At 50.2% G+C, this 12,788-nt stretch carries 8 protein-coding genes and 2 pseudogenes; 9 read left to right on the top strand and 1 reads right to left on the bottom strand.

Going from position 1 to position 12,788, the window contains the following annotated elements; translation table 11 throughout:
- Nucleotides 1-120: 120 nt before the first annotated feature.
- A pseudogene (locus ACQE3D_RS18745) lies at nt 121-321 on the top strand (catalase); the annotation flags it as partial.
- Nucleotides 307-612 (top strand): catalase-related domain-containing protein, encoded by a 306-nt coding sequence (locus ACQE3D_RS18740; protein ID WP_427551775.1) that lies wholly within the window; start codon nt 307-309, stop codon nt 610-612. The pseudogene ACQE3D_RS18745 and the gene ACQE3D_RS18740, both read left to right, overlap by 15 nt.
- A 578-nt stretch (nt 613-1,190) precedes the next feature.
- On the opposite strand, the pseudogene ACQE3D_RS18735 reads toward ACQE3D_RS18740, so the two are convergent.
- A pseudogene (locus tag ACQE3D_RS18735) lies at nt 1,191-1,866 on the bottom strand (IS1595 family transposase).
- Nucleotides 1,867-2,016: 150 nt separating this feature from the next.
- Between ACQE3D_RS18735 and ACQE3D_RS18730 the strand changes: the two are divergent.
- Genes ACQE3D_RS18730 through rbbA form a run of 7 tightly spaced genes read left to right on the top strand, consistent with a single transcriptional unit; the run spans nt 2,017 to nt 12,787 of the window.
- A complete protein-coding gene (locus ACQE3D_RS18730; RefSeq protein ID WP_427551197.1) occupies nt 2,017-4,395 on the top strand; it encodes a phosphoketolase family protein in 2,379 nt (792 codons plus the stop codon).
- A 41-nt stretch (nt 4,396-4,436) separates the two neighbouring features.
- Nucleotides 4,437-4,805 carry a hypothetical protein gene (locus ACQE3D_RS18725; protein WP_427551196.1) on the top strand — a complete coding sequence of 123 codons (369 nt, stop codon included), beginning with the start codon at nt 4,437-4,439 and terminating at the stop codon, nt 4,803-4,805.
- The gene (locus ACQE3D_RS18720; protein ID WP_427551195.1) at nt 4,783-5,487 is read left to right on the top strand and encodes an acetate/propionate family kinase; all 705 of its coding nucleotides are present in this window, start codon (nt 4,783-4,785) and stop codon (nt 5,485-5,487) included. Before ACQE3D_RS18725 ends, ACQE3D_RS18720 begins: the two co-directional genes overlap by 23 nt.
- Nucleotides 5,484-7,523, top strand: coding sequence for a glycogen debranching protein (locus ACQE3D_RS18715; RefSeq protein ID WP_427551194.1), 2,040 nt, complete (start codon nt 5,484-5,486; stop codon nt 7,521-7,523). Before ACQE3D_RS18720 ends, ACQE3D_RS18715 begins: the two co-directional genes overlap by 4 nt.
- Nucleotides 7,513-8,943 (top strand): efflux transporter outer membrane subunit, encoded by a 1,431-nt coding sequence (locus ACQE3D_RS18710; RefSeq protein WP_427551193.1) that lies wholly within the window; start codon nt 7,513-7,515, stop codon nt 8,941-8,943. The genes ACQE3D_RS18715 and ACQE3D_RS18710 overlap by 11 nt, the downstream gene beginning before the upstream one ends.
- A gap of 2 nt (nt 8,944-8,945) precedes the next feature.
- Nucleotides 8,946-10,016, top strand: a complete 1,071-nt coding sequence (locus tag ACQE3D_RS18705) for an HlyD family secretion protein (RefSeq protein WP_427551191.1) — start codon at nt 8,946-8,948, stop codon at nt 10,014-10,016.
- Complete coding sequence (gene rbbA / locus ACQE3D_RS18700) at nt 10,013-12,787, top strand: ribosome-associated ATPase/putative transporter RbbA (RefSeq protein WP_427551189.1); 2,775 nt, start codon at nt 10,013-10,015, stop codon at nt 12,785-12,787. Before ACQE3D_RS18705 ends, rbbA begins: the two co-directional genes overlap by 4 nt.
- The last annotated feature ends 1 nt before the right edge of the window (nt 12,788 follow it).

Here is a 12,788-nt window from a genome sequence, read left to right as displayed (position 1 = left end):
CAAACCGACATAAAAACCAATTAACTTAGAAAACTTATAATCATTGGTCAGCGCAATAGCTAACTCTCAAAAAATGACACACCCTTAACTCTAAATGATTCATAAGTTTGTCCTGCTTCTGTAGTCCCTGGGATCAGCTTTTCTCCGGACAAGATGTTGCAGGCTCGCCTGTTCTCGTATGGCGATGCGCAGCGTTACCGGCTAGGAGTCAATCATCACCAAATTCCGGTAAATGCGCCTAAATGCCCTTTCCACAGCTATCACCGCGATGGTGCAATGCGGATGGATGGCAATCATGGCGGGACGCTGGGCTATGAGCCGAACAGCTATAGCGAGTGGCAGGAACAGCCAAGTTTCAGTGAACCATCCCTGTCTATCGAGGGCGCTGCTGACCACTGGAATCATCGTGAGGACGAGGATTACTACTTGCAGCCAGGCGCCTTGTTTCGCCTAATGACACCAGCGCAGCAGAAGGTACTGTTCGAGAACACAGCGCGTGCAATCGATGGGGTACCGCGCGCGATTCAGGATCGCCACATTAGTAACTGCCTAAAGGCTGATCCAGCTTATGGCAAAGGTGTCGCTGATGCTTTAGGGATAGCGTTTGAATGATATTTCCCCTTAAGCGAAGTTGCAGCTAAAAACCTGCTTCATTGGTCATTGCTGAACTGAAACAAGCATGCATTGCTCTGGAATGATAAAGTTTAGCAAGCGAATTTGAACAAGTAATTATTGGTCAACCGGTTAGTTGTTCACTAGCAACATATGAAATTTAGTTGATTTGATTGGCTTAGACTAGAAGGTAGAAATAACTCAACCTTCCAGTTATAGATAAATTTTTTGGTAGTGGATAATCGTTAAATGATAAAGCTAAGTCGAAAGAAAAATTAAAGCAACAGAGCCATTGCTGTTCTTACAATCCAGAATATCCGCAAGTTGATGCATCATTTAAAATTTTGCCACTACCAATTTTTTTTATAAAAAATAATTGAGGAAGTGAAATGAATTGTCAGTCGTCTTTGAAAGCAGACAGTCGATTATGGAGTGCATGTTGGATTAATTAGCAAAGGCTTGCTGTTTATTCCTATTGAGCTTAGAACCTTTCAAAAAATAACTTTAGATATGAAGAAGAAAATAACAGAAACAACTAGGCGACTGGTCTAATGTGTGTTAACAATGGCCTTAGGAAGCTAAAGCGGGTTGTTTCGGAGCAATGTTAGGAGATCAAGGTAAAGGTTAGCATGCCTGAGGTTAAAGTGGAACTCGGTTTCTTTCAGGTGCAGGTAGAAGGTCTTCGCGGGCATCACGTTGAGCCTGGCCAAGCGGCGTTTTGCGTAGCTCCAGAACGACTCGATGCCGTTGATGTGATATTCGCCCCGGGCGAACTCGTTGTCGCCATGATTGACCCTGAAATGCTTGTAGTAGCCGATGTCGACCAGGCCGTCGTAGCCGCGGCAGCCGTCGGAATGGATAACGATTCCAGGGTTGACCTTGCCCCGTATCACCGCCTGCAGCGTGGCTTTCGTGCAGTTGGGAACGATTCTGATGTAGACTTTCACTTGGCGTTTCAGGATGCCGAACACGACCGTCTTGCCCGAAGCGCCGCGCCCACGCTTGCCCCTGACGCGGTGTGGGCCGAAGTAGGACTCGTCGACTTCGACCGCCCCTGAAAGCGTCGAATCGGCTTCACAAACAAGCGCGATTCGCCGCCTGGTTTTAAGGTAAATGGCGTTGACGGAGCGGACGGAAAACCCGGTCAGCAGGGCCGTGTCCGTGGCGGTAAAATCCAGGCTGAAATACCGGAGATTGCCTGAATTTTGCCTCTGCAATTCTTGAACGCTTGTAGTACCTGTTTTTGTTAAACATCTCAGTAAGTTAGCATAGTTTTTCATACGCTTAACTTCCTAAGACCCTTTGCATTGAATATATGTAAACAATGATCACGACAATTATCGAATATAGTCCTGAATAAATCGAAAGAATATTCATTTAACCCTATAAGTAAGCTCTTAAAAGATGACAAATGCAAAACCGGTTTCCCAATTAAGCGCGGATGAACTCCATAAAATAAATACCTGCTGGCGAGCCTGCACTTACCTGGCCGCAGGTATGATTTACCTCCAGGACAATCCATTACTGAAAGAACCACTCAAGCCCGAACACATCAAGAATCGATTGCTGGGACATTGGGGGTCGAGTCCCGGTTTAAGTTTTATTTATGTCCACTTGAACCGCCTTATCAACAAGTACGATCTGAATGCTATTTTCCTGGCCGGACCCGGACACGGCGCGCCGGGCGTGTTGGCGCCCGTATATCTTGAAGGCACTTATTCGGAAATTTACCCCAACAAAGGCGAAGATGAAGAAGGCCTGCTGCAATTCTTCAAGGAATTTTCTTTCCCTGGCGGCATCGGCAGCCATTGCACGCCCGAAACGCCGGGCTCCATCCATGAAGGCGGGGAGTTAGGCTACAGTATTTCCCATGCGTATGGCGCTGCATTCGATAATCCAGACTTGCTGGTGTCCGTCGTGGTGGGCGATGGCGAGGCGGAAACTGGCCCTTTGGCAACATCCTGGCATTCCAATAAATTTCTTAATCCTATACGTGACGGTGCCGTGTTGCCGATTTTGCACCTGAACGGTTACAAGATTAACAATCCGACGCTGTTATCGCGCATTTCCCACGAAGAACTTGAAAAGCTATTTCATGGTTACGGTTATACGCCATATTTTGTTGAAGGCAGTGATCCCGAGACCATGCATCAATTAATGGCAGAGAGCCTAGAAACCTGTGTGCTGGAAATCAGACGAATCCAGGAAGAAGCACGCCGAACCGGCGTTCCAACCCGACCTCGCTGGCCGATGATCATATTTCGTAGCCCTAAAGGCTGGACAGGCCCCAAAGAAGTAGACGGACACAAAGTGGAAGGTTTCTGGCGTTCGCATCAAGTACCGTTGGCAAAGGTCAAGGAAAATCCGGCTCACCTTGATCTGTTGGAGACCTGGTTGCGCAGCTATAAGCCTGAAGAATTGTTTGATGCCACAGGCAAGCTAATGCCTGAACTTAAGGCGCTTGCGCCCCAAGGGACACGACGCATGAGCGCCAATCCACACGCAAATGGCGGCCTGTTACGCAAAGCCTTAAGGATGCCGGATTACCAAGATTATGCCCTGGCATTAGAGAGTCCTGGGAAAGTCACGGCGGAAAACACGCGATCCTTGGGTAAATTCCTGCGCGACATCATGCGCGACAACATGGGCAATTTCCGTGTGTTCGGCCCCGATGAAACCGCCTCCAACAAGCTGGATGACATTTATATGGCCAGCAAGAAATCTTGGTTGGCGGAAATGTTACCGGAAGATGCCGGCGGAAGTGAACTGTCGCCGGACGGACGGGTGATGGAAATGCTGTCCGAACATACCTTGGAAGGTTGGTTGGAAGGCTATTTGTTGACAGGACGGCACGGTTTCTTATCCACTTATGAAGCCTTTGTCCATATCATAGATTCCATGTTCAACCAGCATGCCAAATGGCTCGCCATGGCCAAGAAAGTGCCTTGGCGAGCGCCGGTCTCATCGCTCAACCTGCTGATTACCTCGACCGTCTGGCGGCAGGACCACAATGGTTTTACCCACCAGGACCCGGGTTTCCTTGATGTCGTCGTCAACAAAAGCCCGTCAGTGACGCGTATCTACCTGCCGCCGGACGTGAACTGCCTGCTGTCCGTCGCCAACCATTGCCTGAACAGCACCGATTACATCAACGTCATCGTCTGCGACAAGCAGAAGCACCTGCAATACCTGGACATGGGCGCGGCGATCAAACATTGCACCAAGGGCATCGGTATTTGGGAATGGGCGAGTAACGATGCCGGTTGTGAGCCGGATTTGGTGATGGCAAGTGCGGGCGATATTCCCACCAAGGAAGCGCTGGCTGCAACCGTGTTGCTGCGCGAACACTTTCCGCAACTTAAAATTCGCTTTATCAATGTGGTCGATTTATACAAATTGGTGCCCAGCACCGAGCACCCGCATGGGCTTGCTGACCGTGATTTCGACAGCCTATTTACCCTCGATAAACCGATCATTTTCAACTTTCACGGTTATCCCTGGTTGATCCATCGGCTCGCCTATCGCCGCAATAACCACCATAATCTGCATGTGCGTGGGTACAAGGAAAAGGGCAGTATCAATACGCCGCTGGAATTGGCGATTCAAAATGAAACCGACCGCTTCAGTTTGGCGATAGATGCTATTAATCGTATCCCGTCTTTACTGGTGTCGGGTGCCCATGTAAAGCAACAATTACGTGACTTGCAGATCGAGTGCCGAAACTATGCTTATGAGCATGGCATCGACAGGCCGGAAGAAGATAAGTGGTATTGGCCTTATTGAGGACATAAACATGTCGATAAACAAAAGAAAAACAAACTAATATGCAAGATGGCGTTAAGTCTGAACTAAACGATACTCGTACTAGCTTGAATACCGCTGCGCTGAAACAGGCGATTCTCGATCATGTGACCTATAGTCTTGGCCGATTACCGGAAGCAGCCCCCGAACACTCCTATTACAAGGCCTTAGCGCTAACAGTCCGGGACAGACTACAACATCTATGGATTCACACAATGCAAACGTATTTGGCGGATGCTCGTGTTGACAAGATGGTGTGCTATTTTTCCGCAGAATTTCTTATCGGCCCCCAGCTCGGTAGTAGCCTAGTCAACCTTGGTATCGAACAGGAAGTTCGTACCGCAGTTGCCGGACTGGGTAAAAATCTCGATGATCTCGAGACATTTTTTTGATGAAGGCGTTATTCGTTATGGCTTTCATGGATTGTCCTATGAATACATGGTTTCAGTGTTGCCTGCGCTTGATCCAACATTAGTGAACGCGAAAATAATCGTCGCCCACCTAGGTAGCGGTGCCAGTTTATGTGCCATCCAAAACGGCAGAAGCACCGCAACGACGATGGGTTTTTCACCCCTTGATGGACTGGTCTTGGCTACGCGTTGTGGGAGTATTGACCCCGGCGTGTTACTTTATCTTATGGATCATCACAGCATGGATGTGCGTGCTATTGAGCATCTGCTTTATCACGAATCCGGTTTGTTAGGTGTGTCCGGCATCTCCAACGACATGCGCACCTTACTTACCAGCAACGACCCAAAAGCAAAGGAAGCGATTGATTTATTTGTCTATCGCTTAGGCCGAGAAATAGGTTCATTGGCGGCAGCGCTAGGTGGGCTTGACGCTTTGGTATTTACCGGAGGGATTGGTGAGCATGCTACTGTCATTCGCGCAAAAGTCTGCCAACAAACCGAGTGGTTAGGGCTTGAAATCGATGCTTCAGCCAATGAAAGCGGCAATTCATGCATTTCTACATTAAGCTCCAAAGTATCAGCATGGGCTCTGGCTACCGATGAAAACCTGATGATCGCACGGCATACACAACATCTGCTAATCCGTCGTGGTGAAGAGTTGTGAAACAGCCTACTTGTTTTCAAGCCGGAGTCGGCTCTCGGCTTCCTGGCGGTGCAACGTGGAACGTCGATGGAACCAACTTTGCCATTTATAGCCACGATGCCATCGGCATTGAGCTACTGCTTTATAAAGGCGCAGTCAGTACTGAGCCGTTCCAGGTGGTTGTGCTTGATCCGAAGTTCAATCGGACTTCTTATGCCTGGCATGTTTTCGTAGAACGCTTGCCTGTTGGGATTTATTATTCATGGCGTGTCCAGCAGCCTGATGGTACTTGGTGGGAAGTGCTTGACCCTTGGGCACGTGCCGTGAGCGATACAGGTTGGGATCGCAGACAGCCCATTTCAGCAGCAAACGCACTGCGCGGCATAGTAACCGATACTCGCTTTGACTGGAGTGAAAAAACTTTCGTGCCAAAATCGCTGGATGGGGCGGTAATTTATGAACTACATGTGGGCGGTTATACAAAGCATCATTCCTCTGGGACGGAACACCCGGGCACGTTCACCGGTTTAATAGAGAAAATCCCTTATCTTAAGGAACTTGGCATTACCCATGTAGAATTGCTTCCGGTGATGGCTTTTGACGAACAGGACGTGCCAAACGAGGTGGCTGCGTTGGGTCTTGTAAACTTTTGGGGGTATAGTCCCTATGGATTTTATGCGCTGCATCCCGATTACTGTGCGACATCGGAACCTGTAAGGGAATTCCAAAGCCTTGTTGATGCATTACACTCAGACGGTATCGGCATCATCCTGGATGTGGACTTCAATCACACTAGCGAAAGCGGCGCGGGAGGGCCAGCTATACATTTCAAGGTTCTTGGGAATGAGATTTTTTACCACTTTGATGGCCAGCACTACCGCGATTACACTGGTTGTGGAAATACCATCAACTGCAATCACCCGTTAGTCACGCATTTTCTTGTGTATTGCTTGGAATATTGGGTTACGACTATGCGTGTTGACGGCTTCCGTTTTGATCTTGCCAGTGTATTTTCAAGGGGCGAAGATGGAACAGTACTGAAAAACCCTTCATTGCCTTGGAGCATTGAGTTATCGCACAACCTCAGCCAGACACCTATCATCGCAGAAGCATGGGATGCGGCTGGCCTCTATCAGGTCGGCTCTTTTCCAGGTACGCGTTGGTCGGAGTGGAACGGGCGCTATCGCGACATCATTAGGCGGTTCGTGCGCGGTGACCGTGGCTTAGTAGGAGAAGTCGCAACTTGTCTGGGAGGTAGCAGCGATCTGTACGAGCAAGATCATCGATTACCGACAAGTAGCATCAATTTTATCACCTGTCATGACGGTTTTACGCTTTGGGATTTGGTCAGCTACAATCAAAAACACAATTTGACTAATGGCGAAAGCAATCGCGATGGTGCTGACCAAAATTTTAGCTGGAACTGTGGAGCAGAAGGCGATACCGCCGAGCCTAATATTTTGGCACTTCGACACCAACAATCCCGTAACTTCCTGGCATTCCTGTTTCTGAGCCGTGGTGTGCCTATGCTGCTAGCTGGTGATGAATTTCTTCGAACCCAACATGGCAATAACAACGCCTGGTGTCAGAACAATGAGGTTTCCTGGTTAGACTGGAGGCTTGCCGAAACACATCGGGAAATGATTCGTTTTGTTCGGGAGTTGATAGCTTTTCGCCTGCGTCATCCTTCTTTGACTTGTCCCCGCTTTTTTACCGGTGACTCTGCCCCGCACGGCATTCCCGATATTTCCTGGCATGGGCTACAGTTGAACGAACCTCTTTGGGGACAGGCTGAAACCCAAGTACTTGCTTGTACAATTGCGGGTGTTGTTGAATCTGAAGGTGATTTGCATATTGTCCTAAACATGTCCGCTGACAGCATTGGTGTAAAATTACCTAATATACCGCTTAAGCGTTGGTATCTAGCAATCGATACTTCTGCACACGCTCCAGATGACATTATTGAGGAGGTGCGCCAACGAGCAACAACCAATAATTTTCAGCGAATTGATGCCAGAAGTGTCGTTGTTTTTGAAGGAAGGGCTAATGCAAAATAAAACCTTTCGGGTATTAATCTGCTGCGGGTTAGTTGGATGTACTGTAGGCCCAGATTATAAGAAACCTGAATCCAACACCCTGGAGCATTGGCAAGCTGAAAAAATAACGGATATCAACTTAAAGCCAGTCAATCCGGAAAACCTGAAGACCTGGTGGAAAAGTTTCGATGATCCCCATTTGAATCGCTTAATCGATCAGGCCATATCCGGTAATCTCGACCTTAAAATTTCGTTGACTCGTATTGACCAAGCCCGTGCCGAACGGCGAGGCACCCGTGCGGAACTGTTCCCTGTTGTTAACGTCAAAGCAGGCGCACAACGCCAAGACAACCCGCTCCCTGGCCTTGCGCCCGGTATCCGCTTCAACCTGTTTGAACTGGGCTTCGATGCGCTATGGGAAATCGATTTATTCGGGCGTGTGCAACGTCGGCTGGAAGCCGCCACTGCTGATTTAGAGGCCGCTTCCGAAGAATACCGTCAAGCCTTGGTGACACTGACAGCCGAAGTTGCACGAAGTTATGTTGCATACCGCAGTTTCCAAAACCAGCTTCACATTACCCAATCGAATCTAAAAGCTCAGCAACATACCTTGGAACTGACGGAGAAGCTATACGAGGAAGGGGTTGGCACTCGCCATGAGGTAATTAGGGCGCGAGCGCTTACCGAAACAACGATGGCTCAGATTCCTGCCTTGGAAGCACAATTGGTTGGTGCTCTCCGGCAATTGGAAGTGTTGTTGGGCAAAAAACCTGGTTCGCTTCAGGCCGACCTTCAAGTTTTGGAGGCAATACCGAGCGCACCAGGAAAGGAAATTTTAGCTTCACCGGCGGAGACGATCCGCAACCGTCCCGACTTGCGTGTCGCCGAACGCCATCTTGCGGCTGTTACTGCCCTACAAGGCGCTGCAATCGCGGAATGGTTCCCTAAAATATCAATAGCCGCTTTTTTAGGCCTTCGCAACACCGACCTTGAGACGTTATTCAAATCGGCCGCATTCTCCTACAGTACTGCCGGCAACCTATTACAGCCACTATTCAATTTTGGACGCATTCGTGCTGGTATCGATTTGGCAAATGCACGACATAAGGAAGCCTATTTAGGCTATGAAAAAGCGGTACTCGAGGCCTTACAGGAAACTGAAACGGCCCTGACCCGATATTTGAATGAGGAGAAACGGAGACAAATGCTCGTTCTCTCGGTGGCGGATTTACGCGAATCAGTCCGGCTCTCCCAATTGCGTTTTCAAGAAGGCGTTATTTCATTCTTGGACGTGTTGGATGCCCAGCGCACCCTCTATGTCGCCGAAATTGACCTGTCGCGTTCTGAATCGTCGGCTTCCACTAACTTGATTGCCGTATATAAGGCACTTGGAGGCGGTGTAGTGGTCGCACCACCGGTGACAACAACACCCCAGAGATAGTCATGATAAAACCCAATAGATCACAACTGATTGTTATCCTCGTAAGCACCGCAATCGCCATATCAATCGCTATGTGGTGGATGTTAAGACCGGCCAAATTACCACCCGGCATTGCTTCGGGCAATGGCCGTATCGAAGCGACTGAAATCGATATAGCAACCAAAGCCCCCGGCCGTATTTTGGAAATAATGGTTCATGAAGGCGATTTCGTCCATGCAGGAGAAACGCTTGCGCGTATGGACACACAAGTCTTGAACGCCCAAAAAGCCGAAGCTGAAGCCCAGGTGCGGCAAGCAGAGAACGCCCATGTCACGGCACAAGCTATCGTCCTTCAGCGCGAAAGCGAACAAAATGCAACCAAAGCGGTTGTCGCCCAACGCCAGGCCGAACTCGAGGCAGCGAGTAAGCGCCTGAAGCGTTCGCAACGATTAGTCGGCGAAGGGGCAACGCCAAGGCAGGAGGTCGACGATGATCGTGCTCGCGTTCTGGGATTACGGGCGGCGCAGAGTGCGGCATTAGCCCAAGTTGCCGCCGCCAGTGCTGCTATCGAAGCATCGAAATCGCAAGTCGTACAATCCCAGTCAATGATCGAAGCGGCAAAAGCGACGGTAGCCCGCTTACAGGCCGACATCAACGATAGTGAGCTAAAAGCCCCGCTCGATGGCCGCGTACAATACCGTGTTGCCGAACCGGGCGAAGTGCTGGGTGCGGGAGGCCGTGTGTTAAACCTAGTCGATCTCACCGATGTCTATATGACCTTTTTTCTGCCCACCGAAGCTGCCGGCAAGGTTGGCTTCGGCAGTGATATCCGATTAATTTTCGATGCATTGCCGAACTATGTGATTCCGGCCAAGGCCAGCTTCGTCGCCAGTGTTGCCCAATTCACGCCCAAAACCGTGGAAACTGAGAGTGAGCGTCTCAAACTGATGTTTCGTGTGCGAGCCAGAATCGATCCCCATTTGCTGAAACAACATATCGATCAGGTAAAGACCGGCGTGCCGGGCATGGCTTATGTGAAAATCGATCCAAACGCAGCATGGCCAACCCATCTCGAAATCAAGTTGCCTAAATGACCCTGGAGGCGTTATCCACTCCGGTGGTTCGAGTAAGTGGCGCCAGTTTACGTTATGGCGACACGCTGGCATTGGATGGCCTGAACCTGGAAATTCCCGCCAACCGCATGGTTGGACTGATCGGCCCGGACGGTGTTGGCAAATCCAGCCTGATGTCATTGCTGACCGGTGCCCGCAAACTACAAACCGGCAAAATCGAAACACTGGGCGGAGACATTGCCGATGCCAACCACCGCCTGAGAGTCTGTCCGCGCATTGCCTATATGCCGCAAGGATTGGGCAAGAATCTTTATCTGACTTTGTCGGTATTTGAGAATATTGATTTTTTCGGTCGTTTATTTGGGCACCAGAAAACCGAGCGACTGCAACGCATCGACGAACTGCTGCATAGCACCGGTTTAGCTCCTTTCAAAGAGCGACCAGCCGGAAAATTGTCGGGCGGCATGAAACAGAAACTCGCCCTATGCTGTGCGCTGATCCACGATCCTGACCTGTTGGTGTTGGATGAACCCACCACGGGCGTCGATCCACTGTCACGTGCACAATTCTGGGATTTGATTGAACGCATACGGACACACCGCGCTGGCATGAGTGTTTTAGTCTCAACGGCCTATATGGACGAGGCGGAGCGCTTCGATTGGCTGGTGGCAATGGATGCTGGCAAAGTACTGGCTACCGGCACCGCGTCCGAATTGCGTACGCAGACCGATGCCAAAGATTTGGAAACCGCCTTTATTCGTTTATTACCGGAATCAAAACGCCAAGGCCATCAGGAAATAATCATTCCACCCCGTAACCTCGGCACCGGCGCAACGGAGGTTGCCATCGAGGCGAAAGGGCTTACCATGCGCTTTGCTGATTTTATGGCCGTCGATAAGGTCAGCTTACGGATTGAACGGGGCGAAATATTCGGGTTTTTGGGTTCCAACGGCTGCGGCAAATCGACCACCATGAAAATGCTCACCGGCTTGCTGCAACCAACCGAAGGAACAGCACTGCTGTTCGGTAAGGTTCTTGATGCCGGAAACCTGGAAACACGCAAGCGTGTGGGCTATATGTCGCAAGCGTTTTCGTTGTATTCCGAACTGACCGTACGACAAAACCTGGAACTGCATGCAAAACTGTTCCACTTGCCCGAAGCTGAAATCGCGCCTCGTATCGCTGAAATGGCACAGCGTTTTATGCTTGAAACCGCCATGGACAGTTTGCCCGACGCATTGCCGCTGGGGATGCGCCAACGTCTGTCGCTCGCGGTAGCCGTTATCCACCGGCCGGATTTATTGATACTGGACGAGCCCACTTCGGGGGTCGACCCGGTGGCACGGGACCGGTTCTGGGAGCTGATCATCGATCTCGCCCGCCGCGATCAAGTGACCGTGTTTATTTCCACCCATTTCATGAACGAAGCTGAACGCTGTGATCGCATCTCACTGATGCACGCCGGTAAAGTGCTGGCCAGCGACGCTCCAGCCAAGCTGGTTCAAAACAGCGGCCATGCCACGCTGGAGCAGACCTTTATTGCTTATCTGAAACAAGCCGGTGGTGCAGACGACCAGCTCGTTAACGAAACTCCTAAGCTAGACGCAAACGCCAAAGTGCAACTGGAAAATGATGCCCACAATCCTGCCGCCCAAACTGAGGCTGGTTTCAGCCTGTTACGTCTGATCAGTATCTGCATCCGTGAAACCATCGAACTGCGCCGTGATCCGATCCGTGCCTCGATATCCTTGTTCGGCACCTTGTTTTTGATGTTGACTTTCGGTTATGGCATCACGATGGATGTCGAAAATCTTCGCTTTGCTGTGCTGGATCGCGATCAAACCACGCTTAGCAATAATTATACGCTCGACCTGGGTGGTTCGCGCTACTTCATCGCCCAACCCCCCATTGCCGATTACCAAGAAATTGATCGCCGCATGCGTAGCGGCGAACTGAGTCTGGCATTGGAGATACCGCCCAACTTTGCACGCGATCTGCAACGCGGCGACAAGGTCAAAATCGGTGCTTGGATCGACGGCGCGATGCCGACGCGCGCTGAAAATATCGTCGGTTATGTGCAAGGTATGCACCAGACTTGGTTATTGGAACAGGTGCGTCGTCATGCTACCAATTCGATTCCGACAGGGTTGATCAATATTGAAACCCGCTTTCGATACAATCCCGACGTCAAGAGCCTGCCAGCCATGGTGCCGTCTGTCATCCCGCTGCTGCTGATGATGATACCCGCCATGCTCAGTGCATTGAGTGTGGTGCGCGAAAAGGAGCTTGGCTCCATCCTTAACCTATACGTGACCCCGGTCACCAAGCTGGAATTTCTGGTCGGCAAACAATTGCCCTACATCGCCATGGGTATGGTCAACTTCTTTTGTATGTGTGCAATGTCGGTATGGGTTTTTGGTGTACCGCATAAAGGCGATTTCTTATTCTTGACCTTGGCTGCTTTCCTCTATGTCACATTCGCCACCGGTTTTGGTTTACTGGTCTCGGTTTTTACCCGCAGCCAGGTTGCCGCCATCTTTGCCACCTTTCTTGCCTCATTTATTCCTTCCATCCGTTTTGCCGGCATGATTGATCCGGTATCTTCGCTGGAGGGTGGTACCCGTTTGTTGGGCGAGATTTTTCCAGGCACGCACTTTTTGACCATCTGCCGTGGAACCTTCAATAAAGCGTTGGGCTTCGCCGACCTGGGTATCTATTTGTTGCCGCTTGTTTTGGCGATTTTGCTGATGGTGGGTTTGAGCGTTTGGTTGCTTGATAAACAGGAGCGGTAGG

The organism is Methylomonas sp. MS20 (genome assembly GCF_050275925.1).
GTDB classification, from domain to species: domain Bacteria; phylum Pseudomonadota; class Gammaproteobacteria; order Methylococcales; family Methylomonadaceae; genus Methylomonas; species Methylomonas koyamae_A.
Note: the sequence above shows the minus strand (reverse complement) of the source record. Positions and strands in the feature narration are given on the sequence as shown.

What these genes read in the sequence shown, in the direction of transcription:
- ACQE3D_RS18730 (WP_427551197.1), top strand. Translation starts at nt 2,017, where the DNA reads ATGACAAATGCAAAACCGGTTTCCCAATTAAGCGCGGATGAACTCCAT.
- ACQE3D_RS18725 (WP_427551196.1), top strand. Translation starts at nt 4,437, where the DNA reads ATGCAAGATGGCGTTAAGTCTGAACTAAACGATACTCGTACTAGCTTG.
- ACQE3D_RS18720 (WP_427551195.1), top strand. Translation starts at nt 4,783, where the DNA reads ATGATCTCGAGACATTTTTTTGATGAAGGCGTTATTCGTTATGGCTTT.
- ACQE3D_RS18710 (WP_427551193.1), top strand. Translation starts at nt 7,513, where the DNA reads ATGCAAAATAAAACCTTTCGGGTATTAATCTGCTGCGGGTTAGTTGGA.
- ACQE3D_RS18705 (WP_427551191.1), top strand. Translation starts at nt 8,946, where the DNA reads ATGATAAAACCCAATAGATCACAACTGATTGTTATCCTCGTAAGCACC.
- rbbA (WP_427551189.1), top strand. Translation starts at nt 10,013, where the DNA reads ATGACCCTGGAGGCGTTATCCACTCCGGTGGTTCGAGTAAGTGGCGCC.